We start from the raw sequence: 18,197 nt of genomic DNA, 5'->3' as shown, positions 1-18,197 counted from the left end.
GCCGATTTCATGGGTGTTGATTGACCTGTGTAGGAGCTGCCGCAGGCTGCGATCTTTTGATCGTTGAAGGTCAAAAGATCGCAGCCTCGTTTCACTCCGCAGCTCCTACAGGGGGGCTTCAGTGAATTCAGAATTTCAGCGCAGCAGCCTTGGCCGTCACTTCAACCCCTTGCTGCCCGCTCGGGCCGATCAGTTGTACCTGAATTTTCCGGGTGGCCGGGAAGCGGGTGAAAATATTCGCCAGGTCCAGGGTCTTCAATGCATCTGGCGTGGCGCAGGTGAACTGATAGCGAGCGTGGATTTCGCTGTGATCATGATGATGTTCGTGGCCGTCTTCGTCCTTGGCGTCTTCATCGTGATCATCGTCGGCCTCGGGCTTGTCGCCGAACAGCGGGCTTTCCAGTTCCTGGTTTTCCACCACGCAACCGGCGGCTTTCGGCAGGTTGAACAGGGCCAGTGGTTGCTCGAGTTGCGCGCGGGTGGCGGCGACCTTGGCTTTGTCGGCGTCGCTGGTGGCGACGTGCTCGAAACCCACCAGGTTCATGGCCGGGCTTTCCAGCTCCAGCTCCAGGGTCTTGCCATCCAGCGCCGCGTTCAGGCGTCCCACGCCGTGTTCGTGGGCGGCCAGGCTGCCATGCTCATGATCGTGTTCGTCGGCGGCATGGGCGACAGCCAGCGGCAACATGGCAAACGGCAGGGCGAGAAGCAGACAGCGCATGACGAGTCTCCGAAAAGTAAAATGAAGAAAATGTTATGTAATCTTATAACGTAAGTGCGGAGAGTTTGACTGCCTGCTTGGCGTTGCACAAGTCCCATGGGAGCATGCCGGGAAGAAATGTGCGGGAGCAGACCTATGTTGCGAATTCGCGGAAGCATCGGCGATTGGCCGGTGGATTTGACCCTGGAGATGGACGACGCGGACTGGGCGCGGCTAGGGGCGCAGTTGCAGGTGGAAAAATCCGCCGTCAGCGTGCCAGCGGCGAAACCACTGAATCAGGATGATGCGCTGTGGCAGATCGCCGGGGATTTGCTGCGCAAGGCAGGGCAGCTCAGCGGGCCGGACCTGCTTGATCAACTCGAAGGGCTGACCGGCAGCGCGGCGGCGGGCAAACGCCTGCTGGTGCGTTTGCGCCATAGTCCGGACGTGAAGGTAGTGAGCGGCGGGGATACGCCGCTCTACAGCTGGATCGAGTAGACCGTAAAAAGATCGCAGCCTGCGGCAGCTCCTACAGGGTGAATACATATTCTCTGTAGGAGCTGCCGCAGGCTGCGATCTTTTGATTTTTAATAGAGGGCGGCAAACAACTTGCGGCGGTAGGTGCTCACCAACGGATGATCATTGCCCAGCAACTCGAACACCTGCAGCAAGGTCTTGTGTGGCAGGCCTTCGCTGTAGCTGCGGTTGCGGGTGAACAGCTTGAGCAAAGCATCCAGAGCGGCGTCGTACTGCTGACGGGCCAGTTGCTGGATCGCCAGTTGATAGACCGCTTCATCGTCCAGCGGGTCTTTTGCCAGCCGGGCCTTCAGATCGGCGGCATCCGGCAGGTCCTTGGCCAGACCGAGAAACTTGATCTGTGCCTTGGCGCCAGCCAGCGCGGCCTTGTGCTCGTCGCTCTTGACCGCATCCAGCACGGCTTGCGCTTCGCCCAGTTCACCGCGCTCGGTCAGGCAGCGGGCGTAGAGGATCAGTGCCTTGGCGTTGGTGTTGTCTTCACCCAGGATCACTTTGAGCAGCGCTTCGGCATCGGCAAAGCGGCTGTCGTCGAACAGCGCCTGGGCCTGTTCGAACGGATCGGCGGCGGCCGGTGGCGGCATCTGCACGTGGGGTTCGAGCAGGGCGCGCACGGCGGATTCCGGCTGGGCACCGGCAAAGCCGTCGACAGGCTGGCCGTCCTTGAACAGCACCACGGTCGGCAGGCTGCGGATGCCGAAGCGGGCGACGATGTCTTGTTCGAGGTCGCAATTGACCTTGGCCAGCAGCAATTCACCCTGATAGCTCTCGGCAATGCTCTGCAACATCGGCATCAGCACTTTGCAGGGCGCGCACCATTCGGCCCAGAAATCCACCAGCACCGGCTTGTGGAAAGAGTTCTCGATCACCGACTGGTCGAAATCGGCAGTCGTGGCGTCGAAGATGTACGGCGTTTCCTGACTCATGGGCAATCTCGTAAAAGCGTGAATGGGGCAACTATACGGCTTGGTGGGGGCGCGCCGGAAGCGGGGTGGCCGTTAGAGATGTTTCGTCTGACAAGACGTCATCGCGAGCAAGCTCGCTCCCACAGGGATTGAAGTCGGCCACAAGACTTGTGGTTCACACCAACCACTGTAGGAGCGAGCCTGCTCGCGATGCTTTTAGCTAGCGCTGCGCGTGGTACAGGCTCACATGCCGAAACTCGTGGGGCTCGGCCAGATCCGGCAGGGTCATCGCCTCCAGCATCTCTATGCGCCGGTACAACGGATGGCGAAAATCCCGCACTCGAGAATCCGCCACCAGCGCCTCTCGGCCGCGGCTGAGGAACTGGTCGAGCAGCGGCAGGTTGGCCCTGTCGTACAGCACATCCGCCACCAGAATCAGGTCGAAGCGATCAGCCTCAGCAAAAAAATCCGTCGAGTAGTTGAGCTCTACGTCATTGAGCTCGGCATTGGCCCGACACGCGGCAATCGCCAGTGGGTCGAGGTCGCAGGCCAGCACTTCCAGCGCGCCGGCCTTGGCAGCGGCAATCCCCGCCACCCCGGAACCGGCACCGAAATCCAGCACGCGCTTGCCTTCGACCCAATGCGGGTTGTCGGCCAGATAACGGGCCACGGCCAGGCCGCTGGCCCAGCAGAAACTCCAGTACGGCGGCTCATGCAGGATGCGCCGGGTCTCTTCCGGGCTGAAGGCGCGGTCCATGTTGTCGCCGTCGATCAGCCACAACTTCAGGTCGGTCCCTGGTAACTCACAGGCAACCAATTGCGCATCACCGAGCAGTTCACCCAACGCCTTTTGCAGGTCGAGCGGTGCACTCATGGGGCTTTGACGAATTGCAGTTGACCCAGGGCCTGGGTGGTCGGCTGGGTAATCAGCTGCGACGGCAAGTGCAGGATCAGCTGCCCGGACTGACTGGCGCGGCCTCGCAGTTCAACACGGCCCCCGGACGGGAAGGATTGCGGATTGAAACGCAGGTGAAATGGCAGCACCTGGTTGTTGCCGATCAGGCTGGAACTGGCGAGCAATTGTTGCGGGCGGTCCTTATCGTCGATCACCAGCAATGCCAGTTCGACCTCAGCGCCGGCTGGAACGCCTTGCAGGGTACCGCTCAGTTCACGCTGATAGGCGGGCAGAGGGCCGAGGTCAGCCGCCTCCCGGGCTTTCTTCTGCGCTTGCTGCGGCGCCGGGCCTGGCGTTGGCGGCTGGGACTTGGGGGCATCGCTGCCGCAAGCCACCAGCAGACTGAAAACACTGAGCAAAATGAGCGGACGTAACGACATTGGTGGCTCCATAAAGCTGAATTCCATGGATCAAGTGATCATCCCGTCTGTATACCGCAAACCCTATGGCTTGTCTTGCCACCGGGATGCGCTACCATGGCCCTCCCTTTTTTTGTTGCCTGCCACCATGCACTGTCCCTTCTGCGGTGCCAACGACACCAAGGTCATCGACTCGCGTCTGGTCGCCGAGGGCGAACAGGTGCGCCGCCGGCGTGAATGCCTGGCCTGCGGCGAGCGTTTCACGACGTTCGAGACGGCTGAACTGGTGTTGCCGCGCCTGATCAAAACCGACGGCAGTCGCCAGCCGTTCGACGAAGAAAAACTCCGCGCCGGCATGCAGCGCGCGCTGGAGAAGCGCCCGGTGAGTGTCGAGCGCCTCGAGTCGTCGCTGGTGCACATCAAACACAAACTGCGCGCCACGGGCGAGCGCGAGGTCAAATCCCTCGTGGTCGGCGAACTGGTGATGGCCGAGCTGCAGAAGCTCGACGAAGTCGCCTATATCCGCTTCGCTTCGGTATATCGTCGCTTCCAGGATCTCAATGAGTTCCGCGAAGAGATCGATCGCCTGGCCCGTGAACCGGTGAAAGAATGACCATACCCGCAGAACAAGCCATCCTCGACGCCCATTTCATGGCTCGTGCCCTGGAACTGGCGCGCAAGGGACATTACACGACGCACCCCAATCCGCGTGTCGGTTGCGTGATCGTGCAGGGCGGGCAGATTGTCGGCGAAGGCTGGCACGAGCGCGCCGGCGAGCCCCACGCTGAAGTCCACGCCTTGCGCGCGGCCGGTGAGCAAGCTCGTGGCGCCACCGCATACGTGACGCTTGAGCCTTGCAGCCACCACGGCCGCACACCGCCTTGCGCCGATGCACTGGTCAATGCCGGTGTGGCTCGCGTGGTCGCAGCGATGCAGGACCCGAATCCGGAAGTCGCCGGTCGCGGTCTGCAACGCCTGGCCCAGACCGGTATCGCCACTGAAAGCGGTGTGCTGGAAGGCGAGGCGCGCAAGCTTAATCAAGGCTTTCTGAAACGCATGGAACACGGCTTGCCGTTCGTGCGGGTCAAGCTGGCCATGAGCCTGGACGGGCGCACGGCGATGGAAAGCGGCGAAAGCCAGTGGATCACCGGCCCGGCAGCGCGTTCGGCGGTACAACGGCTACGTGCCCAGGCGAGTGTGGTGCTGACTGGTGCCGATACAGTGCTGGCGGACAGTGCTCGTTTGACCGTGCGCGCCGATGAGTTGGGTCTGGATGCCGGGCAAACGGCACTGGCCATGAGCCGTCCACCGCTGCGGGTGCTGGTCGACGGGCGCCTGCGGGTGCCGCTGGATGCACCGTTCTTCAAGGCCGGGCCGGCGCTGGTCGCGACCTGCGTGGCAGTGGAAGAGCAATACGCCAACGGTCCGGAATGCCTGATCGTGCCGGGCTACGATGGCCAGGTCGATCTGCGCCAGCTGCTGGTTGAGCTCGCCGCCCGTGGTGCCAACGAGGTGCTGGTCGAGGCCGGCCCGCGTCTGGCGGGTGCCTTTGCCCAGCTCGGTCTGGTGGACGAGTTCCAGATTTTTATTGCCGGCAAGTTCCTGGGTTCCTCGGCGCGGCCGCTGCTGGACTGGCCGCTCGCGCAAATGAAGGATGCGCCCGAGCTTAAAATCATCGAAATTCGCGCGGTGGGCGATGACTGGCGAGTCATTGCCATTCCTACGCCAGCAGCGAGCGTATAATTTCCGGCCATCGCTATAGCGCTGGCTTTGTTCTCGAGGAGAACCTCATGTTTACCGGCATCATCGAATCCATCGGCAGTATTCGTGCATTGACCCCAAAGGGCGGTGATGTGCGGGTTCACGTCGAAACCGGCAAGCTCGACCTGAGCGACGTCAAACTGGGCGACAGCATCGCGGTCAACGGCGTGTGCCTGACGGCCGTGGAATTGCCGGGCAATGGCTTTGCGGCGGACGTCAGTCGCGAAACCCTCGACTGCACCGCCATGAACGACCTGAAAAGCGGCAGCCCGGTCAATCTGGAAAAAGCCCTGACCCCGACCACTCGCCTCGGCGGGCATCTGGTCAGCGGTCACGTCGACGGCGTGGGCGAAGTGGTTGCCCGTACCGAGAACGCGCGCGCCGTGGAATTCCGCATCCGCGCGCCGAAGGACCTGGCCAAATACATCGCCCATAAAGGCTCGATCACCGTCGACGGCACCAGCCTGACCGTGAACGCAGTCGATGGCGCCGAGTTCCTGCTGACCATTATTCCCCACACCCTGAGCGAAACCATCATGGCGTCGTATCAGCCAGGCCGCCGGGTGAACCTGGAGGTGGACTTGCTGGCCCGTTACCTGGAGCGCCTGCTTCTGGGCGACAAGGCCGCAGAGCCGACTGCCGGCAGCACCATTACCGAAAGCTTTCTGGCCCAAAACGGCTACCTCAAATCCTGAGCTCTAATTTCGAAAGAAGGGGGGTGCCTTGTGGCGCTCAATAGCATCGAAGAACTGGTTGAAGACATCCGCCAAGGCAAGATGGTCATCCTCATGGATGACGAAGACCGCGAGAACGAAGGCGACCTGATCATGGCCGCCGAGTGCTGCAAGCCCGAGCACATCAACTTCATGGCCAAGCATGCCCGTGGCCTGATCTGCATGCCGATGAGCCGCGAGCGTTGCGAACTGCTCAAGCTGCCATTGATGGCGCCGCGCAACGGTTCCGGTTTCGGCACCAAGTTCACCGTATCGATCGAAGCGGCCACCGGCGTGACCACCGGCATCTCGGCCGCCGACCGTGCGCGCACCGTGCAGGCTGCCGCTGCCCGTGATGCCAAGGCTGAAGACATCGTCAGCCCGGGCCACATCTTCCCGCTGATGGCTCAGGCCGGCGGTACCCTGGCCCGTGCCGGCCACACCGAAGCGGCGTGCGACCTGGCGCGCATGGCCGGTTTCGAGCCGAGCGGCGTGATCTGCGAAGTGATGAACGACGACGGCACCATGTCCCGTCGCGCCGAGCTGGAAGCTTTTGCCGCTGAACACGACATCAAGATCGGCACCATCGCCGACCTGATTCACTACCGGATGATCCACGAACGTACCGTTCAGCGGATTGCCGAGCAGCCACTGGACAGCGAACTGGGCCAATTCAACCTGGTGACCTATCGTGATTCGGTGGAAGGCGACGTGCACATGGCGCTGACCCTGGGCAACGTATGTGCCGAAGAACCAACCCTGGTTCGCGTGCACAACATGGACCCGCTGCGTGACCTGCTGATGGTCAAGCAACCCGGCCGCTGGAGCCTGCGCGCCGCCATGGCCACGGTTGCCGAGGCTGGCAGCGGCGTGGTGCTGTTGCTCGGTCACCCGCTCGATGGCGACGTGTTGCTCGCGCATATCCGCGAAACCGCCGATCACGCAGCGGTGAAAAAACCGACCACCTACAGCACTGTCGGTGCCGGTTCGCAGATCCTGCGTGACCTTGGCGTACGCAAAATGCGCCTGATGTCGGCACCCATGAAATTTAATGCGATATCCGGTTTCGATCTGGAAGTTGTAGAATACGTGCCCTCCGAATAATGACCGGTTGTTTCCGGCCTTGAATTCGCGGTTCAAATATCACCGAGGGACGCGTACGAGACGCGTCCCGGCTCTTTAAGAGATCTATCGAATGACCCTGAAGACCATCGAAGGTACCTTCATCGCCCCTAAAGGCCGCTACGCTCTGGTAGTGGGCCGTTTCAACAGCTTCGTCGTTGAAAGCCTGGTCAGCGGTGCAGTTGATGCCCTGGTTCGCCACGGCGTGAGCGAAAGCGACATCACCATCATCCGCGCACCTGGCGCCTTCGAAATCCCGCTGGTTGCGCAGAAAGTCGCCCAGAAAGGCGAATTCGCGGCAATCATCGCCCTGGGCGCGGTCATTCGTGGCGGCACCCCGCACTTCGAATACGTGGCTGGCGAGTGCACCAAGGGCCTGGCCCAGGTGTCCATGGAGTTCGGCGTACCGGTCGCTTTCGGCGTCCTGACCGTTGATTCCATCGAGCAAGCCATCGAACGTTCCGGCACCAAGGCCGGCAACAAAGGTGCTGAAGCTGCCCTGTCCGCTCTGGAAATGGTCAGCCTGCTGGCGCAGTTGGAGGCCAAGTGATTAGCGACGAAAGCGATCGTTTCAACCCGCGCGATCCAAAGCCTGCGGATGCCGGCAAGCCATCGAAAAGCGTCAAGCGTCGCGAAGCCCGTCAGCTCGCGACTCAGGCGCTGTACCAATGGCACATGGCCAAGCAGTCGCTGAACGAGATCGAAGCGCAGTTCCGGGTCGATAACGATTTCAGTGATGTCGACGGCGCGTACTTCCGCGAAATCCTGCACGGGGTTCCGCAATTCAAGACCGAAATCGACACCGCGCTCACGCCTTGCCTGGACTTGACCATCGATGAGCTGGACCCGGTTGAACTGGCGGTTCTGCGTCTGTCCACCTGGGAGCTGCTCAAGCGCGTCGACGTGCCGTACCGCGTTGTGATCAACGAGGGTATCGAACTGGCCAAGGTCTTCGGTTCCACCGACGGCCACAAGTTCGTCAACGGTGTGCTCGACAAGCTGGCCCCGCGTCTGCGTGAAGCTGAAGTGAAGGCGTTCAAGCGCTGATCGGCGCTTGGAATGTCGACACGAAGCCATGGGCGAGTTTGAGCTGATCCGCAATTTCTTCGCCGCCGCGCCTTGTGCGCAGGGCGGCGAAGGCGTTGCCCTCGGGATCGGCGATGACTGCGCCTTGCTGGCTGTTCCCTCCGGGGAGCAGATGGCGATCTCTACCGATACGTTGGTGGCCGGTGTGCATTTCGCCGATCCCTGCGATCCGTTTCTGCTCGGTCAGCGCTCGCTGGCCGTGGCCGTCAGCGACCTGGCCGCCATGGGCGCCACCCCGATTGCCTTTACCCTTGCCCTGACTTTGCCGACGGTGACCGCCGATTGGCTGCAAGCCTATGCCCGTGGTTTGAACCAGATGGCGCAAAGCTGCGGCGTGGCGCTGGTGGGGGGCGACACGACCCGCGGGCCGCTGAGCCTGACCATGACCGTGTTCGGACGCGTGCCGGCCGGCCTGGCGCTGACCCGCAGTGGAGCGCAACCGGGCGACCTGCTGTGTGTCGGCGGCAACCTGGGCAATGCCGCCGGTGCCTTGCCCTTGGTGCTCGGCCAGCGCACAGCCGAAGCACGCATTGCCGAGCCATTGCTGGCGCATTACTGGTCGCCGCAACCGCAGCTCGGTTTGGGTCAGGCGCTACGGGGCAAGGCCACTTCGGCAATGGATATCTCCGACGGCCTGCTCGCGGATTGCGGGCATATCGCGCTGGCGTCGAAGGTCGGAATCGAAGTCGAGCGGGATCGATTGCCGCTGTCGCAGAGTCTGGTCGACTTTCTCGGTCAGTCGGACGCACAGGTTGCAGCCCTGAGCGGCGGCGACGATTACGTCCTGGCCTTCACCTTGCCGCCCGTCGAATTGCCGCTATTACTGGCCGGTGGCTGGCCGATCCATGTAATTGGCCAGGTTGTGACAGGGCAGGGCGTGAGGCTGCTGGACGCCGATGGCAAAGACATCACCCCGCAATCCCGGGGTTATCAACATTTTCGGGAGTCACCGTGACAGATCATCCCAAACAGGTCCCGGCGGAGTTCGTACCGCCGTCGGTCTGGCGCAATCCATGGCATTTCCTGGCGTTCGGCTTTGGCTCGGGCACCTTGCCAAAGGCGCCCGGCACTTGGGGGTCGTTGGTTGCGCTGCCCTTTATCCCGTTGTGGCAGATGCTGCCCGACTGGGGTTACTGGCTGATGCTGGGCATCACCATGCTGTTCGGCTTCTGGCTGTGCGGCAAAGTGGCCGACGATTTGCGGGTACACGACCATGAAGGCATCGTCTGGGACGAAATGGTCGGGATGTGGATCACCCTGTGGCTGGTGCCGGAAGGCTGGCAGTGGTTGCTGGCGGGTTTCCTGATGTTCCGCTTCTTCGACATCCTCAAGCCATGGCCGATTCGCTGGATTGACCGGCACGTACATGGCGGCGTCGGCATCATGCTCGATGATGTCCTGGCCGGGGTGTTCGCCTGGTTGGCGATGCAGGGACTGGTGTGGTTTTTCGCCTGACCGGGGATTCCAGGCGTTGATCATGAGAGCTGTTGATTCGAACTGACACGGTTCTTAAGGTAGATGATGTATCCATTGTGGGAGCGGCGGTGCGGTGTATATCAAACATTTTGATAGTTATCGCCGATAATTCAGCCTAAGCGTCCTCCGGAACCTGCTGTTACAATGCCGGCTCTGCGAATCTTCAGACTTTTAGATCAGGAGCACACCGGTGCCTGTCGTTTTTGTCGCCGCTTCCAAGCTGCCAACGCCTTTTGCGCAATTCACCATGCATGGCTTTCTCGATGAAGCCACCGGCCGCGAGCACGTTGTGCTGAGCCTGGGTGAGATTGCCGACGGTGCCCCGGTACTCGGCCGGTTGCACTCCGAATGCCTGACGGGCGATGCCTTGTTCAGCCAGCGCTGCGACTGCGGGTCGCAACTGGAGGCCGCCTTGCAGGCCATCGCCCGCGAAGGTCGTGGCGTCTTGCTCTACCTGCGCCAGGAAGGCCGGGGCATTGGCCTGCTCAACAAGATCCGAGCCTATGAGTTGCAGGACGGTGGCGCCGATACCGTCGAAGCCAACGAACGCCTGGGCTTTGCCGCCGACCAGCGTGACTACGCCATGTGCCTGCCGATGCTGGAGCACCTGGGCGTGAAGTCCTTGCGCCTGATGACCAACAACCCGCGCAAGGTCAAGGCCTTGACCGACATGGGTATCGTGGTCGCCGAGCGCGTGCCGCTGCACACCGGCCACAATCCGCATAACCGACTCTACCTGGCGACCAAGGCCAGCAAGCTCGACCACATGATGGGCAATGAGCATCAGGGCGAGGTAGATCGGGCGTGACCCGCGGTCAGGTGCGGCGGCGATTGTCCTTCAACTGGTGGCAATACCTGGCGCTGGCCTTGTTGCCGCTGTTTGTGATCAACGCGGTATTCGGTCAGAGCGAAGCGATTCTGCCGGTGCTGGCGATGCCGTTGTTCATCGCCGGAGTCGCCTCGATGTTTGTCAGCCTGAAGTTTTTCGGTGCCTACAAACACGCGCTTATCGCCACCCAGAAAGCCCTCGATACCCCTGAAGAACCTGGCGCCTGGATCAGTCTGGCGGCCAAGCGGCGCACGGCATTCCTGGCCGCCGGGCTGCCGGCCTGGATCGGTGCCCTGGCGGTGTTCGTCGGTCTCGAAGCCGTGCCGCTGATGCTGCTGGCCCTGTCGACCGCCGTGCTGTTCTACCTTTACCGTATTCCGCGTCAACTCGGTTGATGCGCGCGCTCTGGCTGGCGGTGTTGCTGCTGGCCGCCAGCGGCTCGGCATTCGCGGTCGAACGGGTTGTCAGCCTCGCTCCGTCGCTCTCTGAAATCGTCGTTGAACTGGGTTCCGCCGACCTCCTGGTAGGGGTGCTGGACGCCGGTGAACGACCTGCCGAACTCAAGAACCTGCCCTCCGTTGGTCGCTATGGCCAGTTGGACATGGAGCGCCTGCTCAGCCTGAAACCCGATCTGTTGCTGCTATGGCCCGGTAGCGTCGGCCCGGCCCAGCGTGATCAGCTCAAGCGACTGAATATGCCCACCTACGTCGCCGAACCCCACAGCCTGAACCAGCTCGCCGCACAGATCGAGGCCATTGCCGCTCAGCTCGGTCGGCCTGAGCGCGGAACTTCATTGGCCGGCGATTTACGCCAGCGGCTGTATGAATTGCGTCAGCGCTATCGCCGGGACAAGCCGTTGCGAGTGTTCTATCAGGTCTGGGATCGGCCGCTGTATACGGTTGGCGGCGAGCAGATCATCAGCGATGCGCTGGAGGTCTGCGGTGCGCAAAACGTATTTGATGACCTGAAGCTGCCGGCACCGCAAGTCAGCGTGGAAGCCGTGTTGCAGCGCAATCCCGAGGTAATCCTGGCCAGCGATCAGGCGCAGCTCGATGCGTGGAAAGCCTGGCCGCAGGTGGCGGCCGTGGCACAAGGGCAATTGCGACTGGTGACGGACAAGGGCCTGGAGCGGCCGAGCGGGCAGATGATTGAGGCAACTGCAAAACTGTGCCAGTTGATCGCGCCGAATTTGTAACTGTGGCGAGGGAGCTTGCTCCCGCTGGGCTGCGAAGCAGCCCTAAAAACCAACACTGCAATTTGTCTGATTGCCCTGTCAGCTTTGATTGCGACTGCTGCGCAGTCGAGCGGGAGCAAGCTCCCTCGCCACAATGATTTGCGTCAGCCTCAGATCTCCGGCGTCCAGGTTACCCCGAACATCCACGCCCGACCTTCCTCGCGATACCCGTACTGGCTCCCTTGGAAGCTGTACAGCGCCCGGCTGTAACCCTTGTCCAGCAGGTTATCGACCTTCAGCTCCAGCCGGACTTCACGATTGAGCTCCCAACTGCTGCGTAGTCCCAACAAGGCATAACCGCCCAATGGCTGTTGATTGTTCAGGTCGTCATAGCTGCTGCTGACCGCTTGCCAACTGGCGCCAAGGCCCAGGCGATCGAACTGACGGTCCAGATCCCAACTCAAGGTGCGGCGCGCGCGACGGGCCAGGGTGTGACCCGTGTCACGATCTCGTGGGTCGATAATCGCCACGCCAAGGTTGCTCTGCCAGCCGAACAGTTCCTGTTTCAGCGCTGCTTCGAAGCCGTTGATCCGTGCCGAGGCAACGTTCTCGGGGCGCGAGTTGCTGCCGAAAATGATCGCGTCTTCAAGGTCGGTGCGATACAGCGACGTCTCCAGGCGACTGTCCTCGGTCAATTGGCTACGCCATTGCAGCTCATAGCTTTTCGAGGTTTCAGGCTTCAGGTCGGGGTTGCTGAAGTCAGGGTAATACAGGTCGTTGAAGGTCGGCGCGCGGAAGCCTTCGCTGTAGGTCAGCAGCACTTCGTTGTCCGGGTTCAGCGGCAGGGTGAAGGTGCCGCTCCAGGTGTTCTGGCTGCCGAACTGCTGGTTATCGTCGTGGCGCAGGCCCAACTCCGTGGAAAAACTGTCAGCCTGATAGCGATGCTGGATAAATGCGGCGCGGTTCCAGCGGCTGTCTTCGTCGAATGCCGTGGTGCTATTGATCCGGTCTTCGTACCAGTCGCCGCCGAGCATCAGGCTGTTGCGCTCATTGAGCGTCAGGTCGTTTTGCCAGGTCACCGAGTCGCGATAGGTGTTGAACACGGTGCGCTCATCGCTGAGCTTGTCGAGGGTCTTCTCGCGGTTTTCACTGTGGCCGACATCAACGCGGGTTTTCCAGAGATCGTTGATCCGTGCATCGACATAGCTGCTGACGCTGCTCACGTCGAAGTCGCTGTAGGGCTGTTGCTGGACCGATTCGAACGTATTCATGTCGAAGCGACCGAACGGGTTGTCGAACTCGCTCTTGCCACGGTTATCCAGCAGGTTGGCGCCGACTTCGATGTCTTGCGTCAGGGCGTGACTCAGGCTCAGGCTGAGCGACTTGTTGCGATATTCGTCATGGTCGCCATCACTGGGATACGACTCATGGGTGCGATTGATGCCGGCGGTTTCGTCGAGGCTGGCGCCGAGGTTGAAGCGGGTTTGCTCATCACCGCCGGACAAACCGAGACTGCGCTCCCAGGTCTGGTTGCTGCCAAATCCCATGTGCAATCGAGGTTGCAGGCCTTGCTCGCCACCACGGCGGGTGAAGATCTGGATCACCCCGCCAATCGCATCGCTGCCATAAATCACCGAGCGGGAGCCGCGCAGCACTTCCACGCGCTCGACCTGCTCGATATTGATGTGTTGCAGGTTGCTGTCGCCGGAGGTCGAACTGCCGATGCGCTGGCCATCCACCAACACCAGGCTCTGGGCCGACTGGGTGCCACGGATGTAGACACCCGGAATGCTGCCGCGCCCGCCGGACTGCGAGACTTGCACGCCCGGCACCCGACGCAACAGGTCAGTGACGCTATAGGGTTGCAGGCGATCGATGTCTTCGCGGGTGAATACGGTGTTGGCGGCGCTGCTGTCGTTGCGCGCTTCGACCTGGCGGTTGGCGCTGATCAACACGTCGGGCAGCTTCAGGGCCTGGTCGCGTTCGAAGGCGTCGGCCAGCAATTGACCGGCCGGCAGCAGGGTCAGCGTCAGGGCGAAGGGAGAGAGTTTCATGGAGTATCCGAGATTTCAGATGCGACGCAACTCTCCGTAGGAGCTGCCGAAGGCTGCGATCTTTTGATTTTGATTTTTTCAGATATGGAGTTGTCGAGGGCCAGGATCAAAAGATCGCAGCCTTCGGCAGCTCCTACACAGGGTTTTGCGTTTAGAGGTTGAGCAGTTGCAGGCGTTCGCGAATGGACGCTTCGATTCCCGCCTCGTCCAAGCCACACTCGGCCAGCATTTGCGCCGGCTTGGCGTGCTCGACGTAAATATCCGGCAAGCCCAGGTGCAGCATCGACTTGAGGATGTTTTCGCGGGCGAGGAATTCGCTGACCGCGCCACCGGCGCCGCCCATGATCGCGTTTTCTTCGACGGTCACCAGCAAGTCGTGGCTGCCGGCGATTTCGCGAACCAGCGCTTCATCCAGCGGTTTGACGAAACGCATGTCGACCACGGTCGCGTCCAGCGTCTCGGCGACTTTCAGGGCTTCGGCCAGTTGCACGCCGAACACCAGCAGGGCGACTTTGCTGCCCTGTCGGCGAATCACACCCTTGCCGATCTCGATCGGCTCGAGGTCTTTCTCGATGGTCGCGTTCGGGCCGTTACCCCGTGGATAACGCACCGCCGCCGGACCTTCGTACAGGTGGCCGGTAGTGAGCATCTTGCGCAGCTCGTTTTCATCGCTCGGGGTCATCACCAGCATACCGGGGATGCAGCGCAGGAACGACAAATCGAAGCTGCCGGCGTGGGTCGGACCGTCTTCGCCCACCAGGCCTGCGCGGTCGATGGCGAACAGTACGTCGAGATTCTGCACCGCGACGTCATGCACCAACTGGTCGTAGCCGCGCTGCAGGAAGGTCGAATAGATGGCCACCACGGGTTTGGCGCCTTCGCAGGCCATGCCGGCCGCGAGGGTGACGGCGTGTTGCTCGGCAATGGCGACGTCGAAGTAGCGCAGCGGGAAGCGTTCGCTGAAAGCAACCAGGTCCGAGCCTTCCTTCATCGCCGGGGTAATCCCGACCAGACGCGGGTCGGCAGCCGCCATGTCGCACAGCCATTCGCCGAACACACCGGAGTACTTCGGCCCGCTGGCTTTTTTCGGCGCGGCGGCCGGGGCGTCCAGGGGTTCGAGCTTGGTGATGGCGTGGTAACCGATCGGGTCGACTTCCGCCGGGGCGAAGCCTTTGCCTTTCTTGGTGACGACGTGCAGGAACTGCGGGCCTTTCAGATCGCGCATGTTGCGCAGGGTGGCGATCAGGGTCGGCAGGTCGTGGCCATCAATCGGGCCAATGTAGTTCCAGCCCAGTTCTTCGAACAGCGTGCCGGGAACCAGCATGCCTTTGGCATATTCTTCGGTCCGGCGAGCGATTTCCCAGGCACCGGGCAGGCGCGACAGCACTTTCTTGCTGCCTTCGCGCATGCTCGCGTAGGTGCGGCTGGAAAGGATCTTCGCCAGGTAGTTCGACAAGCCACCGACGTTACGCGAGATCGACATGTCGTTGTCGTTGAGGATCACCAGCATGTTGGCGTCCACTTCCGGTGCATGGTTCAGCGCCTCGAACGCCATGCCCGCGGTCAACGCGCCGTCGCCGATCACCGCGATCGCCTTGCGCTCGCTGTTTTGCAGGCGGGCGGCAATCGCCATGCCCAGCGCGGCACTGATCGAGGTGCTGGAGTGACCGACGCCAAAGGTGTCGTACTCGCTCTCGGAGCGGCGCGGGAACGCAGCGACGCCGTCCTTCTGGCGCAGGGTGCCCATGCGCTCGCGACGACCGGTGAGGATCTTGTGTGGATAAGCCTGATGACCCACGTCCCACACCAGCCGGTCGTCCGGGGTGTCGAAGACGTAATGCAGCGCGATGGTCAGCTCGATCACGCCCAGGCCGGCACCGAAATGCCCACCGGTCTGGCCGACCGTGTAGAGCAATTCCAGGCGCAACTCATCGGCCAGGGTTTCCAGCTCGGCTTCGCCTAACCGGCGCAGGCCGTCCGGCGTGTTCGCGCGGTCGAGCAGGGGCGTGGTCGGGCGCTTGCGGGGAATCTCATGAAACGTCGTGGGCATCAGGCGAATCGTTATAGGTATAAAAGATGCGGCAGTTTACCTGATGCATCGCCCCCTGCCCACGCGTTGGGCTTTTTTGGCGCAATCGCCTTCAGCTGCGGCGATCGACGATATACCGGGCCAGATCACGCAAGGGTTCGGCCGCCGCGTCAAACGGTCGCAGCGCGTGCAGGGCCTGATCGCGCAGCTCCAGCGCATAGGCCTTGGCGGCGTCGAGGCCGAGCAGGGCCGGGTAGGTCGGCTTATCCCGGGCAATGTCGGCACCCTGGCGTTTGCCGAGGGTTTCGGTATCGCTTTCGACGTCGAGAATGTCGTCCTGGACCTGGAATGCCAGGCCGATGGCCTGTGCATAAGTCTGCAGGGACTTGAGTTCGTCTTTTTCGGCACGGCCGCTGGCCAGGGCACCGAGCTTGACGCTGACCTCGATCAGCGCGCCGGTCTTGTGCCGGTGCATGTACTCCAGGGCTTTCTGGTCAAGCTTCAGTCCGACCGAGCCGAGGTCGATGGCCTGACCGCCGACCATGCCCGCCGGGCCTGCGGCAAGTGCCAGGGCGCTGACCATTTGCAGGTGGATTTCGGCATCCAACGCGCTCAGGCGCGGGTCGAGCAGGGCGCTGAAGGCCAGGCTCTGCAAGCCGTCGCCGGCGAGGATCGCGCAGGCTTCATCGAATTTCTTGTGGGTGGTGGGCTGGCCGCGACGCAGATCGTCATCGTCCATCGCCGGCAAATCGTCATGCACCAGCGAATAAGCATGGATCAGCTCCACGGCACAGGCTGCGCCGTTGGCTTGCTCGGGTTTGCCGCCCAACGCTTCGCAGGCGGCGTAGCTCAACAGTGGACGCACGCGTTTGCCGCCATTCATCACGCTGTAGCGCATGGCCTCGTACAGCCGCGCCAGCTCGGGGCTCGGGGCAGTGAACAGGGTTTCCAGAGCCGCATTGACGCGGGCCTGGCTGGTTGCCGAGTACGCTGCAATCATTCTGGCTGATCCGCTTCGAAGGGTTCCTCGGCCAGCTCGCCATCACGCTCGAGCAGCACCTGAACCTTTTGCTCGGCCTGGGCCAGCGCCGCCTGGCAATCGCGGGTCAGACCGATGCCTTGCTCGAAAGCGGCCAGCGAGTCCTCCAGCGACAATTCGCCATTCTCCAGACGCTCCACCAGCGTTTGCAGGTCGGCGAGGGACTGTTCGAAATCCAGTGCAGCTTTTTTGCGGGCCATGGCGGCGATTTCCGGTTGACGTTAAACCGGCGCGACACTAGCAGATAGGGGGTTCATGGGCAAATGAGCGGGGTGTTTGACACGCGAAAAGCGGAGCCCTGTGGCGAGGGAGCTTGCTCCCGTTGGGGCGCAAAGCGGCCCTAAATTCATCTGCCAAGTTTTTCAGGAATACTGAGGTCAATTGATTGGGCCTGCCTCGCAAGCCAGCGGGAGCAAGCTCCCTCGCCACAAAGTAAGTGGACCTCAAGTGTACTGAGGATTATTCGGCTCACCGTCCACCCATTACCGTGATTCCCGCCGCAATTTCGCAGCCATTCGATTGTTAAAAAACACCCGAATGGATAACCTTCGAGCCCTATACGACCTGGTAGTCACGGGTCTTTCAGACGAAACGCAGTATCGGCATCTGTAACGTGCCCAGGATCAGGCGCAAGGTTTCGTCATGCATGGCAGGAGGCGTCGCATGCGCTCATTTCTATTGCTGCTGATCGGGCTGGTTTTCGCCCCCGTGATTCTGGCCGCGCCGAATGCCGAGTTGGCGGAACCGGTGGGTGGTTGGCGTTACAACGGTCTGCTGGAGCGCAGCGAAAACCCGCAAGTCGCCTATCCCACGCCGCCGATTGATCGGGGTGTGCAGCGCAATCGCACGATGATCGAAGGCCAACTGAAGGCCCTGGGCACCCAGCGCGGGCCGCATACCTTGGCGGTCAACGGCAATCCGCTGAATCTCTATACCGACGAGCAAGGGCGTTTCGCCCGGCCCTATGCATTTGGCGCCGGTTCCAACAGCGTCGAAGTGCGCAGCGCCGAAGGCCAGTCCCTCAAGCGTGTTCAATTCTATGAAGCCAACAACCTGCGCACCCCGGCGCGGATTCGCGTGGTGCTGGGTTGGGATGATCCGAAAGCCGAACTCGACCTGCATATTGTCACGCCCGATGGCCAGCATGCCTTCTGGGCACATTCGGCCTTGACCAATGGCGGCGGCCTCGACCCCGACGGCGTCGATGGCCCGGGTCCGGAAATGTTCACCATGACCGCGCCGCTGCGTGGCACCTATCTGGTTTACGTGAACTATTGGGGCAACTTCGGCAGCGGCGGCTATAACTTCGATGAGTCCGGCAACCAGAACGAGGTGATTACCTCGCAGATCAACCTGGTGCTCAACGAAAACACCGTCGATGAAAAACGCGAGACGTTCATCGTGCCCCTGCGCGCAATCGGCGACCTGCTGCTGGTCAAGACTTTCAACTACTAGGCATCCCCG

General features: G+C 61.8%; 21 protein-coding genes. 13 read left to right on the top strand and 8 right to left on the bottom strand.

All coding sequences use genetic code 11. The annotated features are described in order from the left end of the window. Positions 1-127: 127 nt before the first annotated feature. Complete coding sequence (locus AB4O40_RS14410) at positions 128-718, bottom strand: DUF2796 domain-containing protein (RefSeq protein WP_460054017.1); 591 nt, start codon at positions 716-718, stop codon at positions 128-130. A 135-nt stretch (positions 719-853) separates the two neighbouring features. On the opposite strand from AB4O40_RS14410, the gene AB4O40_RS14405 reads away from it, so the two are divergent. Further along, positions 854-1,195 carry a hypothetical protein gene (locus AB4O40_RS14405; protein ID WP_460154718.1) on the top strand — a complete coding sequence of 114 codons (342 nt, stop codon included), beginning with the start codon at positions 854-856 and terminating at the stop codon, positions 1,193-1,195. 89 nt (positions 1,196-1,284) lie between these two features. On the opposite strand, the gene trxA is transcribed toward AB4O40_RS14405, so the two are convergent. The 3 genes from trxA to AB4O40_RS14390 form a co-directional block, all read right to left on the bottom strand. Beyond that, positions 1,285-2,157 carry a thioredoxin gene (trxA, locus tag AB4O40_RS14400; protein WP_008053844.1) on the bottom strand — a complete coding sequence of 291 codons (873 nt, stop codon included), beginning with the start codon at positions 2,155-2,157 and terminating at the stop codon, positions 1,285-1,287. 199 nt (positions 2,158-2,356) lie between these two features. Further along, on the bottom strand, positions 2,357-3,010 hold the full coding sequence (locus AB4O40_RS14395; protein WP_056728936.1) for a class I SAM-dependent methyltransferase: 654 nt from the start codon (positions 3,008-3,010) through the stop codon (positions 2,357-2,359). Continuing rightward, positions 3,007-3,471: a YbaY family lipoprotein gene (locus tag AB4O40_RS14390; RefSeq protein ID WP_056728934.1), complete on the bottom strand. Its 465-nt coding sequence runs from the start codon at positions 3,469-3,471 to the stop codon at positions 3,007-3,009. Before AB4O40_RS14390 ends, AB4O40_RS14395 begins: the two co-directional genes overlap by 4 nt. Positions 3,472-3,598: 127 nt before the next feature. Between AB4O40_RS14390 and nrdR the strand changes: the two genes are divergently transcribed. The 11 genes from nrdR (at position 3,599) to AB4O40_RS14335 (ending at position 11,632) form a co-directional block, all read left to right on the top strand. Then, the gene (nrdR, locus tag AB4O40_RS14385; protein WP_003228656.1) at positions 3,599-4,063 is read left to right on the top strand and encodes a transcriptional regulator NrdR; all 465 of its coding nucleotides are present in this window, start codon (positions 3,599-3,601) and stop codon (positions 4,061-4,063) included. Next, entirely contained in the window at positions 4,060-5,193 is a 1,134-nt protein-coding gene (gene ribD / locus AB4O40_RS14380; protein ID WP_056728932.1) for a bifunctional diaminohydroxyphosphoribosylaminopyrimidine deaminase/5-amino-6-(5-phosphoribosylamino)uracil reductase RibD, read from the top strand. Before nrdR ends, ribD begins: the two co-directional genes overlap by 4 nt. Before the next feature lie 47 nt (positions 5,194-5,240). Next, positions 5,241-5,906, top strand: coding sequence for a riboflavin synthase (locus AB4O40_RS14375; protein ID WP_046815884.1), 666 nt, complete (start codon positions 5,241-5,243; stop codon positions 5,904-5,906). Positions 5,907-5,936: 30 nt separating this feature from the next. Next, complete coding sequence (gene ribBA / locus AB4O40_RS14370) at positions 5,937-7,028, top strand: bifunctional 3,4-dihydroxy-2-butanone-4-phosphate synthase/GTP cyclohydrolase II (RefSeq protein WP_007984459.1); 1,092 nt, start codon at positions 5,937-5,939, stop codon at positions 7,026-7,028. A gap of 91 nt (positions 7,029-7,119) precedes the next feature. Next, positions 7,120-7,596 (top strand): 6,7-dimethyl-8-ribityllumazine synthase, encoded by a 477-nt coding sequence (ribH, locus tag AB4O40_RS14365; protein WP_003228649.1) that lies wholly within the window; start codon positions 7,120-7,122, stop codon positions 7,594-7,596. Continuing rightward, positions 7,593-8,093: a transcription antitermination factor NusB gene (gene nusB, locus AB4O40_RS14360; RefSeq protein ID WP_056728930.1), complete on the top strand. Its 501-nt coding sequence runs from the start codon at positions 7,593-7,595 to the stop codon at positions 8,091-8,093. The genes ribH and nusB overlap by 4 nt, the downstream gene beginning before the upstream one ends. Before the next feature lie 28 nt (positions 8,094-8,121). Then, a complete protein-coding gene (thiL, locus tag AB4O40_RS14355; protein ID WP_460054026.1) occupies positions 8,122-9,087 on the top strand; it encodes a thiamine-phosphate kinase in 966 nt (321 codons plus the stop codon). Then, on the top strand, positions 9,084-9,587 hold the full coding sequence (locus AB4O40_RS14350; RefSeq protein ID WP_007970166.1) for a phosphatidylglycerophosphatase A family protein: 504 nt from the start codon (positions 9,084-9,086) through the stop codon (positions 9,585-9,587). The genes thiL and AB4O40_RS14350 overlap by 4 nt, the downstream gene beginning before the upstream one ends. Before the next feature lie 211 nt (positions 9,588-9,798). Further along, positions 9,799-10,416, top strand: coding sequence for a GTP cyclohydrolase II (gene ribA, locus AB4O40_RS14345; protein WP_056728926.1), 618 nt, complete (start codon positions 9,799-9,801; stop codon positions 10,414-10,416). Continuing rightward, positions 10,413-10,832 (top strand): hypothetical protein, encoded by a 420-nt coding sequence (locus AB4O40_RS14340; RefSeq protein WP_056728924.1) that lies wholly within the window; start codon positions 10,413-10,415, stop codon positions 10,830-10,832. The genes ribA and AB4O40_RS14340 overlap by 4 nt, the downstream gene beginning before the upstream one ends. After that, positions 10,832-11,632, top strand: coding sequence for a cobalamin-binding protein (locus AB4O40_RS14335; RefSeq protein WP_056728923.1), 801 nt, complete (start codon positions 10,832-10,834; stop codon positions 11,630-11,632). Before AB4O40_RS14340 ends, AB4O40_RS14335 begins: the two co-directional genes overlap by 1 nt. A gap of 149 nt (positions 11,633-11,781) precedes the next feature. Here AB4O40_RS14335 and AB4O40_RS14330 read toward each other — a convergent pair whose 3' ends face one another. From AB4O40_RS14330 to AB4O40_RS14315, 4 genes are all read right to left on the bottom strand, one after another. After that, positions 11,782-13,665, bottom strand: coding sequence for a TonB-dependent receptor domain-containing protein (locus AB4O40_RS14330; RefSeq protein ID WP_409078830.1), 1,884 nt, complete (start codon positions 13,663-13,665; stop codon positions 11,782-11,784). Between the two features lie 151 nt (positions 13,666-13,816). After that, positions 13,817-15,715: a 1-deoxy-D-xylulose-5-phosphate synthase gene (gene dxs / locus AB4O40_RS14325; protein ID WP_056728919.1), complete on the bottom strand. Its 1,899-nt coding sequence runs from the start codon at positions 15,713-15,715 to the stop codon at positions 13,817-13,819. A 91-nt stretch (positions 15,716-15,806) separates the two neighbouring features. Next, complete coding sequence (locus tag AB4O40_RS14320) at positions 15,807-16,694, bottom strand: polyprenyl synthetase family protein (RefSeq protein ID WP_056728917.1); 888 nt, start codon at positions 16,692-16,694, stop codon at positions 15,807-15,809. After that, a complete protein-coding gene (locus tag AB4O40_RS14315) occupies positions 16,691-16,933 on the bottom strand; it encodes an exodeoxyribonuclease VII small subunit (RefSeq protein ID WP_056728915.1) in 243 nt (80 codons plus the stop codon). Before AB4O40_RS14315 ends, AB4O40_RS14320 begins: the two co-directional genes overlap by 4 nt. 463 nt (positions 16,934-17,396) lie before the next feature. On the opposite strand from AB4O40_RS14315, the gene AB4O40_RS14310 reads away from it, so the two are divergent. Beyond that, entirely contained in the window at positions 17,397-18,188 is a 792-nt protein-coding gene (locus tag AB4O40_RS14310) for a YfaP family protein (RefSeq protein ID WP_460054033.1), read from the top strand. Positions 18,189-18,197 lie beyond the last annotated feature (9 nt).

This window comes from Pseudomonas sp. S2_F07 (genome assembly GCF_054668325.1).
Note: the sequence above shows the minus strand (reverse complement) of the source record. Positions and strands in the feature narration are given on the sequence as shown.

Bases quoted from the DNA above. Each gene is read 5' to 3' on its own strand.
- nrdR (WP_003228656.1), top strand. From the start codon at position 3,599: ATGCACTGTCCCTTCTGCGGTGCCAACGACACCAAGGTCATCGACTCG.
- ribD (WP_056728932.1), top strand. From the start codon at position 4,060: ATGACCATACCCGCAGAACAAGCCATCCTCGACGCCCATTTCATGGCT.
- AB4O40_RS14405 (WP_460154718.1), top strand. From the start codon at position 854: ATGTTGCGAATTCGCGGAAGCATCGGCGATTGGCCGGTGGATTTGACC.
- AB4O40_RS14375 (WP_046815884.1), top strand. From the start codon at position 5,241: ATGTTTACCGGCATCATCGAATCCATCGGCAGTATTCGTGCATTGACC.
- thiL (WP_460054026.1), top strand. From the start codon at position 8,122: ATGGGCGAGTTTGAGCTGATCCGCAATTTCTTCGCCGCCGCGCCTTGT.
- AB4O40_RS14330 (WP_409078830.1), bottom strand. From the start codon at position 13,665: ATGAAACTCTCTCCCTTCGCCCTGACGCTGACCCTGCTGCCGGCCGGT.
- ribH (WP_003228649.1), top strand. From the start codon at position 7,120: ATGACCCTGAAGACCATCGAAGGTACCTTCATCGCCCCTAAAGGCCGC.
- AB4O40_RS14310 (WP_460054033.1), top strand. From the start codon at position 17,397: ATGCGCTCATTTCTATTGCTGCTGATCGGGCTGGTTTTCGCCCCCGTG.
- AB4O40_RS14395 (WP_056728936.1), bottom strand. From the start codon at position 3,010: ATGAGTGCACCGCTCGACCTGCAAAAGGCGTTGGGTGAACTGCTCGGT.
- dxs (WP_056728919.1), bottom strand. From the start codon at position 15,715: ATGCCCACGACGTTTCATGAGATTCCCCGCAAGCGCCCGACCACGCCC.
- AB4O40_RS14390 (WP_056728934.1), bottom strand. From the start codon at position 3,471: ATGTCGTTACGTCCGCTCATTTTGCTCAGTGTTTTCAGTCTGCTGGTG.
- AB4O40_RS14410 (WP_460054017.1), bottom strand. From the start codon at position 718: ATGCGCTGTCTGCTTCTCGCCCTGCCGTTTGCCATGTTGCCGCTGGCT.
- AB4O40_RS14335 (WP_056728923.1), top strand. From the start codon at position 10,832: ATGCGCGCGCTCTGGCTGGCGGTGTTGCTGCTGGCCGCCAGCGGCTCG.
- AB4O40_RS14315 (WP_056728915.1), bottom strand. From the start codon at position 16,933: ATGGCCCGCAAAAAAGCTGCACTGGATTTCGAACAGTCCCTCGCCGAC.
- AB4O40_RS14320 (WP_056728917.1), bottom strand. From the start codon at position 16,694: ATGATTGCAGCGTACTCGGCAACCAGCCAGGCCCGCGTCAATGCGGCT.
- trxA (WP_008053844.1), bottom strand. From the start codon at position 2,157: ATGAGTCAGGAAACGCCGTACATCTTCGACGCCACGACTGCCGATTTC.